A 14,882-nucleotide genomic window follows, 5' to 3' on the forward strand; every position below is an offset into this window, starting at 1 on the left:
CCTACTCTTTTTCTGCTTCGTTTAGCTTCATTCGCAATATTGCTGCTGCCTTATTTATTTCTCGAAGATCCTGTTGATTCATCACACTTTCAAATCTCTGAAGAGCGTTGGCAATGTCGATTCTTTCTTTTCCTAGCAGTTCTTCATAAAGTCGTTCACCGCGTGCAATGAGGAGCTGATTTTCCTGTCGATCTCTAGGATGTATTTTTATATGTTTTAAAGCTGCCATTCGTTGCTCAATCTCATCTTTAGACATAATTCCAGGGCTTTCTTCAATTATAACCTGCTTTTTAATTCCTGTTTCCAAAACGATTACTTCAACCTCTAAAATGCCATTTATATCATAGGTATATCGAACATCAATAGACTGCTCACCTGCTGGTGCTAAAGGTACTTCGATTTGAAGCTGTCCTAGCTTGATATTATTCTTCGTCAGTCTACTTTCACCTTGAAATATTTCTATATTAATTGTCTTTTGATTATCATAAACTGTACTAAATCGTTCTACTCGACTGACAGGTATAACTGTATTCCGTTCAATAATCGGAGCAAAATGCCCTGATTCAGGTTTTCCTGATCCAGTTCTAATTGCAACCGCTATACCAAGTGTATAAGGGCAAACATCTGTCAGCACTACTTCTTTTAACATAGCATTTCTTTCTTTCATCGCAGCCTGAATTCCAGCTCCTAATGCTACTACTTCGTCAGGATTAAGGATACAAGCAGGCAAGCGCCCAAATAATTTACTAACAAGAGTGTGAACTAATGGCATCCTAGTTGCTCCACCAACAAGAATCACAACATCCACCTCATCAGACTTCATAGATGCATCTTTTAAAGCTTTTTCAACAGGTTGTCTTAACCTATTTACTAATACCTTAGCTGCCTCGCCAAAATCTAGGCGATCAACGCTCCACTCGAGAGATTTCTCATTTATTGTGCAGCGCATTATCCCCTTTACATTTTGACTCAAACTCTGCTTACATTGTTCGGCTTGCTTCAAGATAGATGCATATTCTTTTTGATGTAAATTATCTCTATTGATGTGCTGCTGTTGAATGAACGAAGAAGCTAGCACTTCTGTAAAATCTTCTCCACCCAAATAATTATCACCAGCAATTGCTTGTACTTCCATGACATTTTCAAACAGTTCTACAATGGAAACATCAAATGTCCCACCGCCCAAATCAAAAATCAGAAACTTTGTTTCTGATTTTTGTTGATGAAGTCCATAAGCAGTGGCAGCCGCAGTGGGCTCATTGATCAATCGCTCTACCTTTAATCCAGCCAACTCTCCTGCACGTTTCGTTGCCTTACGCTGCGCATCATTAAAATAGGCAGGAACACTAATGACTGCCTCTTGAATAGGTTCTCCTAAATAGATCTCAGCATCTTGCTTTAAGGAGCGAATTATAAAAGAGGAAAGCTCTTCTGGCAGAAATTTATATTTACCTAACTGAAAGGTTTTTTTTGTTCCCATATAACGCTTGAACACCGCTACAGTCAACTGTGGATGACTAATTAAACGCTCTTTGGCAATCTGTCCCACTAAAATTTCTCCATTATCATTAACACTTATAACAGAAGGTGTCAGATTATTTTTCAAGTTATTTGGAATGATAACCGCGCCTTCTTCTGTCCAATAAGACACCAAACTGTTGGTCGTTCCTAAATCAATACCGATAATAGGCAATCGCTATTCCTCCTAATTATAATATCCAGCTAACTATCGTTTATTGGCTAATAGCATATATGGGAAATGAGGACAGGCTCCTTGTCCCTTAATGCCAATACGTTTTTAACTATCGCTCTATCAATTAACTAAAAGAGAAGCTACCATAATAAATTACAAACTAATTTATTATGGTAGCTTCTCTTTTATAAATGCCAAATCCTGCTATATTTACATTATAAGCATTATTTTACCAGGCAAGGCTCTGTACAATTCAAAGGTCTCTCTCAATACTATTTATCTTTTTATGAGGGACTGCAATAATATATGCACCTTTATATATCTTATCCGAATATAGGGCATCATACCACATATAATAAAAACGATCCGCGTTAAATGATGTTATGCCGCTAGGGTTGTTTACATTGGTCCAATTCGCTCCCGAATCAGCGAAAAATATAGTGTCACGCCCTTTTTCTGGTGCTTGGCTTCCGGCATAATAACCAGTAACAACTACCCAATGCCCCCCCAATCAGACCATTCAACTATCGTTGGTATTCCTTTTTTAAGATTATCTCTTATCATTTCTAAACTTCCATTTAAACCCCATCTAGCATCAAAACCGTTCTTCTCGAGGAATTCTACAATATTAGGAGCCATAGTTCCCGGCTGGGAAGAGTCTGGACTTCCTGTATTCATTTCTTGAGCAATCCTCATTTCTGTCGTACTATTTAGGTCTGCATCACTCAGCACATTATACCACCTCATTAATGACATTGCGGCAGCTGGTCCGCAAGTATAAGAAGTTGTTTGCTGATACCCTTTAACACCTAGTGAAACAAAAAATTCGCTTGGTTTTAGCTCATAATAATTGACTGCACCTAAAGAACTTGGCGGTCTTGTTAGCTTTTCTTCTGCAGATGTTATTGAAAATAAAGTACTTAAAAGAAATAATGTTAAAGCAACGATCTTGGTATTTTTATGAACATACATATAAAAATCCTCTCCTTTTAAGATCCGATCCAACGCTCAATCCCATTATATTCCAAATATTCCTTATTATCAATCTCATTGTTGTTATTAATCTGATTACAAGAATTCAAAACCTATCTTTACCATTAAACAAACGATATTCCAAGAGCCCACCGTGGAACACTGTGCCTTACAAATTAGTCACCGCTTGAATTAATGCCCCTGTCGCAAATGCTACTATCATACTTGTAAATGTACCAATCAGAAAATACTCAGCAAAATTCTTTTCCTCGAGTTTTTTGTATCTAGCAATTGTTTTTCCTGCAAGTACTAAACCAATCGTTGCATAATTCATCTGCAGTACTAGCGTTAGAATTAGAATTCTCTCTAAATTTCCTATTGCTTCGCCAGCATTCTTCTTTTCATTTTCGCTTATAGGCTCATCGTTTTTTAAATGAAGGTATTTATCTAATACCTTTTTAGTTATAACAGTGGCACCTTTAAAGTTAAATATATATCCTAATAGTATAGTAATACCTATAAATACCTTTTGCTTTGTTAGATGTAGAAATATAGGGTAATTATCTACTATAAAGCTGCCGATAGCATCAGCAAGCGAATTTATGTAAATGTCCTTTATAAAGGGGTAACAACTTACAATAAGAATAATGTGAGCTGCTTGATCAAACATAAATGACTCTAATCCTTTATCTTTTTTCTTATCATATTTCACTTTGCACTTATCTATGATCCAATGAGCTAAAGTTAAGAGAATAATTACCCACCATAAGTTATTATTTATATCAAGATAGGGTGAAAGCAATATAATATTTGCTGCCAGATAATGCTTAATATGCCTTAACATTGCTTTGGAACAAGTTTTCTTCTTCTCAGCAATAGCATCATCTTGCAAAATAAAGTCCGTTACGATGTGGCTGAGTAGCAATAATACTAGAATGACTTTTGCATCCATAGTAAATTTTCACCTCATTATCGCTTGAATATTTTCTGCTTAGTACATTTACAGTTCTAATTCTCTGAAATTCAAATGGCATCTGCTCCATCCTGTATTGCTTATAACAGGATTACTATCCTGTAAATAAGATGTACAAGTTTTATTGCCTGTTTTCTATACGCTGCGTACTTAATATTTTTGATAGTTATTTTTTGCAATGATCAATGTCTTTTAAGTAAAAGGATATCGTTCGCTTTGCATCTTCTACCTCGGATAGGTAGGATAATTTTATGATATCAGATACACTCTGTTGTTTAATTCCAAGTTCGTGTGCAATTGCTTCTTGAGTCAAGTCTTGACGTAAATATTCTAAAACTTGTTTTTGACGTTTTGTCCTTCTTTCTGTACATGATTCAATAAAGTAATTCAGTGAATTAATCATGCACATACCAGCCGAATCTGATTTATAGATGATCTTAGGCTTCTTTTTCTTAGCTTGCTCAATTGCATTCCGAGCGAAATGGAACGCTGGCCCATCCATTCCTATTGCCAGTTTAGGATTAATATCTGTAACAATTTCCCCAATACCAACTCCGAAAACAAGCTCAACTGATGCCATTTCTCTTTTTACAAAATCAATTACTTTTGGAGCAACATGTGAACACTTTAAGAGAACCTGGAATTCATCTCCAATGGTTACGGTGAAAGGCGATGCAATCTCTGATTGATACAGTTTATTAGCCTTCTCCGCCATGGCCAGGAATTTCGTTTGGACCTCTTGTCTATCTTCTAGCTTACGCGAACCAATAATATCACCTATGATAGCACAATAGAACATAATATCCCTCCACTAAGAAAATGAAATCCATCATTTATTGGATAAATTAAACACCGCTGCCTCTGAGTAATTTTATATTTTGTAGGCAGCTATTCACAAGCAATTTTTCTCATCACTAAAAACAGGACTCCGAAAGGCAGGCTCCTAGTTCCAATGAATTGCCTTTCAATCAGCATGGCAATTAAAAAGAAGCTGCCATAAATTTACTAACTACGTAATTATGAGTAGCTTCTCTTTATAAATGTTAAATCCTCTAAATTTCTATATTGCCTTTTTAGGATCGGTTCTTGACTTCATTATTTAGCACTTTGCAATAATGAAGTGTTATTTGAGAACAAATCGATTCAAATCATCCCATAGTAAAACCGATGAATTAGATGGAATTCCTTCAAAATCGTCAATAAAATCTTTGTAAGGCTTCACACCTAAATGAGTATATATTCCTTTTGCCCTATCATTCCCTTTAACAATGCAGATAGACATTTTTTCATATCCGTTATTGTAAGCATATTTACCAACTGTAAAAATCAGATTTTTCCCAATTCCACCACCTTGCACTGATTGTAAAATGTGCAAGGAATCAAGTAGCAAACATTTCTTTAAATCCTCATATGGCTTATATGCAGCAAAACCAATTATCATATTATTTTCGTCTACTGCAACAAAGGCTCCTTGCTTATCCTTATGAATATATGACAGCCACTTTTCTTTTGAATGCTCATATGTTATACCCTTCAAAAAAGAATCTGGTAAAATCCCTTGATATGTGGTCTTCCAATCATCAGTATATAACTTAGCAATCGCTTGTATGTTATGGTCTATTATTGGTCTAATAATCATTTATACTTTTACCGCCCTTTGGGTTACGGAATATTTATGTGAAATAATTTGCAGACAGTTCTAAAAACGCCTTCAAAGCCGGGGAAATCCACTTACCTTTATGATAAAGCAATTGTGTTTTCAAATTAAATGGCGGACCTTGCCAATCAAGCTCTATAAGCTCTTTTTTTTCTAAGAAATTTTTGACTGTAACTCGCGGCAGAACCGTAATTCCCAGATTACCCGCTACGAGTTGCCTTGTGATTTCAACACTATCTATTTCCAATATAGATTTAGGGCGGATTCCCTCCTTAGACATACTGAGTTCCAATAGCCTGCGATAGCAGCAATCCACTTCACCTAAAATCAATGTTTCATCCCTCAAATCGCTCACGGATATCTTCCCGCATTCCGCCAAACGATGGTGCGGAGCCCCGAACAGGCCAATTGGCTCAGAAACAGCAATTACGGGAACAAAGTCAGGATCAACGATCTGCTGGTCCAATAGCAAGCAAACATCAATCTCGTTTTCCCGTAAATCCTGCAAATAAGACTCACAATTCCCATATTTCAATATCAGCTCCACTGATGGGTATAGCCGATGATATTCTGCTAATAAGCTTGGTAATCGTGTCGATAGCAAAGACTCTGACGATGCTACTCGCAAAGCTCCTTGCGGCATATTGTTCAGTTCCGCCAGACTAATCATTTCGTTTGACAAGGATAGGATCGTTTGGGCATAGCCCATTAATTTTTGTGCTGTTGAAGTGAGAAATGTACGTCGACCAATTCGTTCAAAAAGGCGTGTTCCAAGCTCAGCTTCTAATGTACGTATCTGTCCAGTAATCGTAGACTGAGCATAGCCAAGCTCCGTGGCTGCTTTTGTAAAATTGCCGTGTTTTGCGATCGTTACAAATGTTCGCAAATCTCTTGTATCCACACTGAACCTCCTTACTCACTTCTTTTACAGAATCGTCAATTCAATCGGTTTATCCGAAGTTATTATCTTGTATTTCCAATTTTACTGATCGATTATTAAATGCTATTATAAACTAAACAGTGATCCAAAACAAGTTTACACTTAGGAGGTATTAAAGTATGCAATACCAATACATCAAGGCGGATGTCTTTACTGACATTCTATTCAGCGGAAATCAGTTGGCAGTTTTCCCTAATGCGGAAGGTCTGGATGATAAGACCATGCAACTTATTGCACGAGAGTTCAATCTGTCCGAAACTGTTTTTGTATTTCCTCCAGCCAATCGGAATAACACTCGCAAATTGCGTATCTTTACCCCGGGAACCGAGCTTCCCTTCGCAGGGCATCCAACCATAGGAACGGCTTTCATCCTGGCTGTAACGGGTGAGATTCCTCTGCGTGGCGAAATTACCGAAATCGTCTTTGAGGAGGGGGTCGGCGATATCAATGTATCAATTACCAGTAAAGACGGCAATCCCTCGTTTTCTCAGCTATCTGCCGGAATGCTTCCCAAATTCGGTCCAGCAGCACCTGCCGTAGAAGAAATTGCAAAGGTGCTATCATTGTCAGTCTCCGACATCACGTCAACCGAACATTCTCCACAGGCAATTTCCTGCGGCGTTCCCTTCTTATTCGTACCGGTTAATGACTTACAGGCGATCAAGCGGGCCAAAGTTAATTTGTCCGAATGGGAGCGCGTGCTTTCAAATTATTGGGCCCCTCATCTATATATTTTCACCACTCAAACAGAACGTCCTGAATCATCTTTCCATGCCCGAATGTTCGCACCAGCCATGGGTATCGCTGAAGACCCCGCCACAGGCGCCGCAGCGACAGCCTTTGCCGGTTACTTGGGTTCCCGAATCGCAGAAGGGAATACAACTTACACGTGTACAATCGAGCAAGGGTTCGAAATGGACCGTTCTAGCCTGATACAAGTAACGCTGCACAAGGAGGACAATCGCGTAACTAGTATTAAAGTCGGCGGCATGTCGGTATTAGTCGGCCAAGGGTTTATTCATGTTCCGAATAATCCAGAGTAATGAGGCAGCTTCCCTTTTAGAAATTCAAAATTTCACTATATCTTTGCATCATAAGCATTGTTTTATCAGGCTCTGCTTCAGGTTTCTTACTAATATACACTTTATCGAGTTTCTCCAAACGGTTGATAATGTTTTGATTTTGACTGAAATTCTTTTAAAGAAACAATTTTTTCATCGGAGTTAAACAAAATAATAGAAACACCATTAAATTCATCGCGAACCCCGTCAAAATCACACTCAAAATACCATTCCGCCACGGTGCAGTTTCCCTCATGTATGAAATGCTTTACTCTCCATTGCAAAACAGTTCCTCTTTTATTCCAATCGTTAAACCATTGTAAAATTTGGTTAATCCCGTGATATTCAGGTCCATAACATTCATTATAAAAAACTTCATTTGCAAATATTTCTTTTAATTGTCTCGCTTCTTTAGTAAGCCATAAATTAAAGTACTCTTGAATTTTATCTTCTCTTCTTTTCAAAAATTCTCACTCCTTACTCCAATCTATTCTTCAAGAACTGGTTCATTCTACTAGTTTTATATTCTTATAAGCTTTAAATGCAATCTATGTTAAGGCTTTTATTTTTAGCATCTACCCATCCCATACTCACATTACAACCAAGTTCATATTTAAGCATATTGCCTAGTTCTCTTTGAGCAGAAAGCATGTTATCCTTATTGATATCAGAAAAACCATCAATTGGAAAGAAAATATTTTTAGATTGAATAGAAGTTTTTCCTTCTTCACTTTGTCTCCATGTCCATCTTCTCGTTCTCACTGAATTACCAGCAGCATACACAATTTCATTCTTATCTACCGACTCTATCTCTGTGCTGCCAAACGGAATGAAATAATCCTGCTCCTTTGAAAAACGCAACGTCATTTCGCCATTCATTGCGTCAATGTCATGTGCTCCAATCGGAATTTTATATTTAAGCGATACGGCATTGCCCAGATCAACTGCTGTGTTAATATTTGGTACACCTTTTCCCTTAGCTATTCTCGTCAACAATGCTTCAATGGAGCACATGTATTTATTAGGATTTACATTCAGTTTACGAAAAGCTTCCCGGTAGCATAATACCTGTTCCATTTCTCTCACATTCACTCCTTCAAGAGAAGATTGACACAAAAGCATATTTTCCGCCAAAAGCTTTTGCATCTTCAAATTTGGAACAGTATTATCGATTCCATGTGCAATTACAACGGCAAAACAAACCGTATCAAGAGTTTCAAAAACTTTATCTTCCACTAAGAATTTCATAGAAACCTCCTAAACTAAATGAATGAGCAAAACCTTGCCATCCAGATCTATAGCCGTACCTAAAATACCACCAATGGCAAGGCTTACAATAAATAGAATAGGTCTGAATCACTAAGGTTCTCCTTTTTTAAAATATAACCATAAGGATTGTAAACCCTCTAGCAACTAGATGGTCAAGCACTATTTGTATAGAATCTGCATTGCAATAGAAAAAATAATTAGTAACGCAATCTTGTTATGATAGCTTTATAAGCAAGGAGGTATTGAAGAATGCTAGATAAAGATCATAAAGGATCTAGTAACAACATCCTTTTCACCATTGGAGAAATGGCTCGACTCTTTCACATGAATATCCGAACACTTCGCTATTACGATGAGCTCGGTATCTTAAAACCAGAATATGTAAATCCAGATACAAATTATCGCTACTATTCTACGAATCAATTTGAGCGCTTGAATACCATCAGATATTTGCGTGCTTTAGACGTGCCACTCGAAAAAATTTCTAATTTTTTCGACGAAAAAGATGTGAGTACCATTTTATCTATTTTTATGGAACAGCGTGAGAATGTCTTAAAAAAGCAAAAGCAGTTAGCACATATTGAAAAGAAAATTAGAAACCGCATTGAACAGATAGAAACCGCTCTATCAGCAGCGTATGGTCAAGTCATCATCAAGCATTTGCCGCAAAGAAAGATTGTATTATTAGAGAAAAATTTCACCCTTGCTGATGATTTAGAACTTCTGATTCGGGATTTAAGCAAGGAGCATTGTCTGGATGATGCCATTTTTCTTGGAAAAGTTGGTGTCTCTATTCGTCAGCAAGATTTGATTAAAAGACAATTTACACATTTTTCATCTATTTTTATGGTAATTGAGGCTGAGGATGATTTTCATAATGAAGATAGCGTATTGCCGGAAGGTTCTTATGCCACTGTTCAATATCAGGGTACTCATGATGAGGCTTCGCCGTATTACACTCTGCTGCTAAATCACATTAAAGATTCCGGTTTTCAAATCAAGGGGAATTCTGTAGAAATCACCATAATTGATTCAGGGATAACAAATGATTGTAATAAATTCGTGACAGAATTACAGATACCATTACAATAATTAGGTTCCTCGTCCATTCTGCCAGTTTTTCTTACTTGATTGTTACTTAAAATAAACCCCTTCTCCAAAGTCCTAACGTTACCATACCTGATACAGCAATACATAAAATAAGAATATACCAGAATCCATACTCACTTTGAAAAGGAAGCTCTAAATTCATACCAAATATCCCTGAAATCATGGTGGGTATTGTCAAGATAATGGATACAGCGGTGAACAGTTTCATAATTTGGTTAATATTATTTGAAATAATAGACGTGAAGGTGGACATCATTCCGGTGAGAATGTGACTATACATTTCGACCATTTCCATAGCTTGCTTATTTTCAATTATTACGTCTTCTAGTAACTCTTCGTCATCTTCATACATCTTAATTAAATGATTTAGTCGATTGTTATTACGTAAGCGAAGAAGTTTTGTCAAGACCATCCCATTGGATTTCAGTGACGCCCCAAAAAAAGTAAGACTTTTTTCTAGTTCTAGTAATTGATAAATTTCTTCGTTGCGCATAGAACGAAGTAAATCTTTTTCAATTTTTTCAGTCATGTTATTGATTTCTATTACAAATTTCAAATACAACGTAGCCGATTTATATAAAATTTGTAATAAAAAACGAGTTTTTTTATAAGTGCTGAACAACCGTGCATTTTCTGGGGTGAAATCTGATAAAATTTCATTGTTGCGTAAACAAACTGTAATGATATAGTTTGATGTCAATATAATTCCCAATGGTAGTGTATCGTAGCTATTTTGGCTGTACATAAAAGGAATGTTAGTGATGATTAATATATGATTCTCCTCGATTTCTAAACGGGGGCGTTCTTTATCGTCAAGCGCTGCCTTTAATAAGTCATGGGGTACATTGGCGGAAGCAGCAACTGCCTCAAGTTCTTCTTCTGTCGGATTGATTAGGCTGAGCCAGGCCCCTTTTTCTAAACTCAACAATGACAAACCATTAAGATGAGTGTCATTGCTTTTGTAAATTTTAAGCATAAAATTTATGTACCCTCCTAAAATGCTTGGCATAGTCACACCATTGACATTATGATTTGCAAATTTAGGTATTTTATTATAAAATTCCCAGATAAGTAACTGAGACGATGCAATAAAGAACCAGCTAAAGAAAATTTCCTTAGCTGGTTCCTTGTCTATTAAAGTCACGACAATTTTTTTGCCCGCTGTAACAAAGTAGTCTATATTTTAAACTTACCAACTAGCGTATTCATTGCTTCCGCCAGCTGAGACAATTGATAGGACATTGCAGTAAATTCTTGAATCGATGCTGTTTGCTCTTCGATTGCAGCAGCTGCTTCTTCAGACTGAGAGGCAATTTGTTTAGAAACTCCTGCAATACTTTGCGTGGAAGAAGCAATGCCAGAAAAACTGGCTGATGCCTGTCCATTAAGCTGCGCAATTTTTTCTACAGCGTCCTTGCTATTTGCGGACCAGTTCATTATCTCCTTAAGCGCCACAGCAAGTTCCTCAACGGCAAATTCAATCTGGTTCAACTCTCCCCCCAGCAAGGTATTCGCAGTATGAACCGTATCCACTTGCTGCTGCACTTGTAATATTTTATTCGTTACACTATTAGCCGCTTCGTTGCTTTGTTCCGCCAGCTTACGCACTTCTTCGGCTACTACGGCGAACCCACGCCCCGCTTCACCAGCTCTAGCCGCTTCTATTGCAGCATTTAAAGCAAGCAAGTTGGTTTGCCCCGAAATCGCTTTGATCAGGTCGATAATTTGGCTAATATCTTGGGAATGGGTGGACAACAAGTTGATGTTTTCTGTAACTTCTATCACTGTCTGTTTTAGCTTTTCTGTTCGGTCAGTTACTACCTCTATGTTTTCGCCGCCTTTATTTGCCTGTTTTTGCGCTTCTTCCGACAAGTTTGACGCCTCTTGGGCATGTTCAACCATCTTGGACATACCAGTCGCAACGGCTTCCGTATTGGTTGCTAATTCAGTCATATTCGTGTTTTGCCTGTGCGCGCCCTCCGCTACTCCTTGGACAGAAATAGCTACCTGTTCTACCGCTTTGCCACTTTCGTCACTAGCCTTCGACAGAGTATCTGCTAAATTCGAAACCTTGCGCGCCGTCTCTTGAGAAACCTGAATAATTTTTTGTATTTTTTCTATAAATAGGTTAAAGTGCTTGGTTACTTTGCCAATTTCATCTGGACGAGAGTCATCAAGTCGAATCGTCAGATCCCCTTCACCAGAGGCAACTTTGGCAAAAGAAGCTGCTAGAGCATTTATCGGTCTGATAACAGAGAAAATGATAACATATAACGCCAGAGCGGCAACCATAAAACCAAGAAGGGAAATAGCAATCTGAATTGTCTTTGAAAGAACAATCTTATTCTGAGAATTTAGGTCTAGCAGATCTACTAATTTATTAACTTCCGCCACATAATCAGGAACCATAGCATTTACTTTATCAACTCTTTCAGTTAAATCTGCCGAATTGGCTGACGCAGTTACAGCCATGATAACCTGCTTATATTCCTCCCAGTGCAGCTTAACCACTTCGTACTGTTTTCGACTGTCGCTATTAGCGATTGGAACTAAATTTAACGTCTTATCGCCTTTATTAAGCCCATCGATTATCTTGTCATATACTCCCATCTCTTGGACAATTTCATTTTTCAAAACTGTTTTCTGTTCAACAGGGGCAGCTTTATATTGATTGCTTAATAGTGCCAAGCGATAAGCACGGAAGCGTAAATTACCTGCTAAATTAATGGCCGGTGCATCACCCGCCAAGACGCCAAACGTATAAAAGTTTATTCCGAGCAACCCTACAATGAACACAAATAAAGTTAAGATGACTGCAAGTAATTTAGTTTTTATTAACACAACGTTCCCTCCCGTGAAATAGTTCATCGTAAGCGTTTCATAAAACACCTTACCAGAACCTGGCAGCTTTTTATATTGATTATATTTTTTTATGTTTCCTTAAGCAATGATATAGATCACAAAAGCGGGATATTTAAACTATTGAGCAAATATACATATCTATCCTGCCGATTGGTAAATGTATGATAGCAGCTATCTGTACTTCCCAAAACATTGCGAACGAAGATAACGCTTAATTTACTCGATAGTCGCCGTTTTCATATTTAACACAAAGAAAACGGCTATACTCGCAAACAAAGCCAAACACCCGCCTAATACAAACGGAGCTGCCTGACCTACGGCATCCCACAAAAAGCCTGCGATAAGGGAAGCCGGTAACAGGCCTATTCCCACGATTGCGGAATGAAGTCCCAAGGCGCTGCCTTTCAAATGCGGCGGAGCTGTTTCTGCTATTAATGCTCTTTCACCGCCTGCCGTAAGCGCTGTATACACGCCATATATTGCAAATAGTCCCCAAAAAGCAGAATTGGAACTTAATAAACCAATTCCGAGATATACGACTGCATATAAAAAATAGCCTGCACACAATGTATATTTATGTCCGACTTTATCTGACAAATTGCCAATAGGGTACGATAGGGCAGACGCAACAATATTAAAAATAAAATATAGCAATATGGCCTCTCGTTCAGAGAATCCTGCATGATATGCACGGAGCAGGATGAATGAATTGGATGAATTCCCAAGTGTAAAAATAAAAATGATAATTAAAAATAGCTTTAACCGCCTATCTAATGACTTCCACTTAAAATCCAGCTTTTTAGGTGCACTTTGCTTTTTTTCATCCCTTACAAAAAAGATACACAAAGGTCCTATTAAAGCTGGAATCATAGAGATTATAAAAATATTGCGAAAGCTGCTTTCATCAGAAAATCCCATCAGGAAAAATGCAAGCAGTATGCCGATAGAAGCCCCCATCATATCAAAGGCTTTATGTAATCCATACGCCTTCCCAAAGCTGCCATTTTCGGCGGCTTCGGCAACCAACGCATCTCTAGGCGCAGTTCGTATTCCTTTTCCGAAACGGTCTACAATCCGCGCAAGCAAAACCCCGCCCCATGTTACAGACAATAAAATAATAACTTTGTTAAAAAATGAAGCTATATATCCTATAAAAGCCAATTGCCTTTTGTTGTTATATTTATCCGCAATCATTCCTGAAAATAATTTTAATATACTTGCCAAGCTTTCCGCGATACCCTCAATCACACCTATAATTGCAGGCGAGACTCCCATTACAGAGGTCAGGTACAGCGGCAGGATTGGATAAATCATTTCGGTGCTTATATCCGTAAAAAAACTAACGAATCCCAGTATAACAATATTTGAGGCAATAAACTTCTTTTGCGGCTTTTGTTCCGGCATAAAAACTGCTCCTTCTTACAACATAATTAATTTCTAATCGGCCAAAAAATCTTAAAAGTCAATTTTTCAATTTCACGCTGTCGTTTATAACTGACCCGCAAGGTTGCGTCATCAGGCAAGGAAATATCTTCATTTAAATCCGGCAACAGTTCGTGGATATTTGAATCATTCGCTTTGAGCTTGTCAATCGATTCTCTTATCTGTTCTAATAAATCCGGCATATTTGCTTTTGTATCATTTGCAACCCGGTATTGTTCTGTTTGATTCAGATAATCGACAGAATTGCCCTCACCAAGCCAGTTTAACAACGCAATTTTGCTAAACCTCCACTCGCGCCCTATCTTTCTTGCTGGAATTCGTTCCTCTCGCAGCAGTTTAATCATCGTTCGCTCGCTGACACCGAAAAACTCCATTGCCTGTTCAAGATTTAGGATATCATTATCCATGTGACCATCTCCTTTCATGTATTTCAAGAATAACATATGGTTGTCGTTTGATCAATAAATAATATACACTTAATATGAATTTAACATTATTTAATAACATTCAATAATGTATTGCTTACTGCAGACTATCGGTAATGCGCTGTGCTTCTTTCCGATCAAACTCCTGCATCGAAAGACTGTTCTCCTACCGATCGTGTAGTCGCGCTCTCATAATGTAAAAAGAGGCTGTCGCAAAATGCTTTTTGAAAAAAAGCATTTTGTGGCAGCCTTCCTTTCTTGAGCAGATAAAATCCAGGCGAAAAAGAATAAACAAAGAAGCTCTTCTTCCGTTTATGCCCATAGCAAACAGAGGAAGCCTCTTCCCCAATAAAAAAGTCTATTTGTATTTGTCAGGCTGCTTTGGGAATATGCAAGTAAGTTCCACAGCGACCACTTTGAATTTTGTTGTGGAGTTTGTTTAGGTTATACCCCATGCACAGCAATAGAAACTCGGTT

15 protein-coding genes are annotated in these 14,882 nt (G+C 37.8%); 2 read left to right on the forward strand and 13 right to left on the reverse strand.

Annotation, left to right across the window (positions count from 1 at the left end):
- Position 1: 1 nt before the first annotated feature.
- The 7 genes from BMZ99_RS20060 to BMZ99_RS20090 form a co-directional block, all read right to left on the reverse strand.
- Positions 2–1,693 (reverse strand): molecular chaperone HscC, encoded by a 1,692-nt coding sequence (locus BMZ99_RS20060; protein WP_090941897.1) that lies wholly within the window; start codon positions 1,691–1,693, stop codon positions 2–4.
- A gap of 253 nt (positions 1,694–1,946) precedes the next feature.
- Positions 1,947–2,204: a hypothetical protein gene (locus tag BMZ99_RS20065; protein WP_090941902.1), complete on the reverse strand. Its 258-nt coding sequence runs from the start codon at positions 2,202–2,204 to the stop codon at positions 1,947–1,949.
- Positions 2,186–2,665 carry a C39 family peptidase gene (locus BMZ99_RS20070; protein WP_090941906.1) on the reverse strand — a complete coding sequence of 160 codons (480 nt, stop codon included), beginning with the start codon at positions 2,663–2,665 and terminating at the stop codon, positions 2,186–2,188. The genes BMZ99_RS20065 and BMZ99_RS20070 overlap by 19 nt, the downstream gene beginning before the upstream one ends.
- Before the next feature lie 169 nt (positions 2,666–2,834).
- Entirely contained in the window at positions 2,835–3,617 is a 783-nt protein-coding gene (locus BMZ99_RS20075; protein WP_090941910.1) for a DUF3307 domain-containing protein, read from the reverse strand.
- 187 nt (positions 3,618–3,804) lie between these two features.
- Positions 3,805–4,437, reverse strand: a complete 633-nt coding sequence (locus tag BMZ99_RS20080) for a SatD family protein (protein ID WP_090941913.1) — start codon at positions 4,435–4,437, stop codon at positions 3,805–3,807.
- Between the two features lie 324 nt (positions 4,438–4,761).
- Positions 4,762–5,277 carry a GNAT family N-acetyltransferase gene (locus BMZ99_RS20085; RefSeq protein WP_090941916.1) on the reverse strand — a complete coding sequence of 172 codons (516 nt, stop codon included), beginning with the start codon at positions 5,275–5,277 and terminating at the stop codon, positions 4,762–4,764.
- 34 nt (positions 5,278–5,311) lie between these two features.
- Complete coding sequence (locus tag BMZ99_RS20090) at positions 5,312–6,196, reverse strand: LysR family transcriptional regulator (RefSeq protein WP_090941919.1); 885 nt, start codon at positions 6,194–6,196, stop codon at positions 5,312–5,314.
- Positions 6,197–6,354: 158 nt separating this feature from the next.
- Between BMZ99_RS20090 and BMZ99_RS20095 the strand changes: the two genes are divergently transcribed.
- The gene (locus tag BMZ99_RS20095; RefSeq protein WP_090941922.1) at positions 6,355–7,278 is read left to right on the forward strand and encodes a PhzF family phenazine biosynthesis protein; all 924 of its coding nucleotides are present in this window, start codon (positions 6,355–6,357) and stop codon (positions 7,276–7,278) included.
- Between the two features lie 101 nt (positions 7,279–7,379).
- On the opposite strand, the gene BMZ99_RS20100 is transcribed toward BMZ99_RS20095, so the two are convergent.
- Entirely contained in the window at positions 7,380–7,760 is a 381-nt protein-coding gene (locus tag BMZ99_RS20100) for a nuclear transport factor 2 family protein (protein ID WP_090941924.1), read from the reverse strand.
- A gap of 73 nt (positions 7,761–7,833) precedes the next feature.
- A complete protein-coding gene (locus tag BMZ99_RS20105) occupies positions 7,834–8,544 on the reverse strand; it encodes a B3/B4 domain-containing protein (protein ID WP_090941927.1) in 711 nt (236 codons plus the stop codon).
- A gap of 270 nt (positions 8,545–8,814) precedes the next feature.
- Between BMZ99_RS20105 and BMZ99_RS20110 the strand changes: the two genes are divergently transcribed.
- The gene (locus tag BMZ99_RS20110) at positions 8,815–9,657 is read left to right on the forward strand and encodes a MerR family transcriptional regulator (protein WP_090941929.1); all 843 of its coding nucleotides are present in this window, start codon (positions 8,815–8,817) and stop codon (positions 9,655–9,657) included.
- 46 nt (positions 9,658–9,703) lie between these two features.
- Here the strand turns inward: BMZ99_RS20110 and BMZ99_RS20115 are convergent, their stop codons facing one another.
- The 4 genes from BMZ99_RS20115 to BMZ99_RS20130 all read right to left on the reverse strand — a co-directional run bounded on the left by BMZ99_RS20115 (position 9,704) and on the right by BMZ99_RS20130 (position 14,387).
- Positions 9,704–10,651 (reverse strand): magnesium transporter CorA family protein, encoded by a 948-nt coding sequence (locus tag BMZ99_RS20115; protein ID WP_090941941.1) that lies wholly within the window; start codon positions 10,649–10,651, stop codon positions 9,704–9,706.
- 200 nt (positions 10,652–10,851) lie between these two features.
- Entirely contained in the window at positions 10,852–12,516 is a 1,665-nt protein-coding gene (locus BMZ99_RS20120; RefSeq protein WP_175490633.1) for a methyl-accepting chemotaxis protein, read from the reverse strand.
- Between the two features lie 237 nt (positions 12,517–12,753).
- A complete protein-coding gene (locus BMZ99_RS20125; protein WP_090941935.1) occupies positions 12,754–13,941 on the reverse strand; it encodes an MFS transporter in 1,188 nt (395 codons plus the stop codon).
- Positions 13,942–13,967: 26 nt separating this feature from the next.
- The gene (locus tag BMZ99_RS20130) at positions 13,968–14,387 is read right to left on the reverse strand and encodes a helix-turn-helix domain-containing protein (protein WP_090941938.1); all 420 of its coding nucleotides are present in this window, start codon (positions 14,385–14,387) and stop codon (positions 13,968–13,970) included.
- Positions 14,388–14,882 lie beyond the last annotated feature (495 nt).

The organism is Pelosinus propionicus DSM 13327 (assembly GCF_900114615.1).
Taxonomy (GTDB): domain Bacteria; phylum Bacillota; class Negativicutes; order DSM-13327; family DSM-13327; genus Pelosinus; species Pelosinus propionicus.

Excerpts from the sequence above, each read along its gene's own strand:
- BMZ99_RS20080 (WP_090941913.1), bottom strand. The coding sequence starts at position 4,437 with ATGTTCTATTGTGCTATCATAGGTGATATTATTGGTTCGCGTAAGCTA.
- BMZ99_RS20075 (WP_090941910.1), bottom strand. The coding sequence starts at position 3,617 with ATGGATGCAAAAGTCATTCTAGTATTATTGCTACTCAGCCACATCGTA.
- BMZ99_RS20070 (WP_090941906.1), bottom strand. The coding sequence starts at position 2,665 with ATGTATGTTCATAAAAATACCAAGATCGTTGCTTTAACATTATTTCTT.
- BMZ99_RS20095 (WP_090941922.1), top strand. The coding sequence starts at position 6,355 with ATGCAATACCAATACATCAAGGCGGATGTCTTTACTGACATTCTATTC.
- BMZ99_RS20085 (WP_090941916.1), bottom strand. The coding sequence starts at position 5,277 with ATGATTATTAGACCAATAATAGACCATAACATACAAGCGATTGCTAAG.
- BMZ99_RS20130 (WP_090941938.1), bottom strand. The coding sequence starts at position 14,387 with ATGGATAATGATATCCTAAATCTTGAACAGGCAATGGAGTTTTTCGGT.
- BMZ99_RS20115 (WP_090941941.1), bottom strand. The coding sequence starts at position 10,651 with ATGCTTAAAATTTACAAAAGCAATGACACTCATCTTAATGGTTTGTCA.
- BMZ99_RS20105 (WP_090941927.1), bottom strand. The coding sequence starts at position 8,544 with ATGAAATTCTTAGTGGAAGATAAAGTTTTTGAAACTCTTGATACGGTT.
- BMZ99_RS20110 (WP_090941929.1), top strand. The coding sequence starts at position 8,815 with ATGCTAGATAAAGATCATAAAGGATCTAGTAACAACATCCTTTTCACC.
- BMZ99_RS20125 (WP_090941935.1), bottom strand. The coding sequence starts at position 13,941 with ATGCCGGAACAAAAGCCGCAAAAGAAGTTTATTGCCTCAAATATTGTT.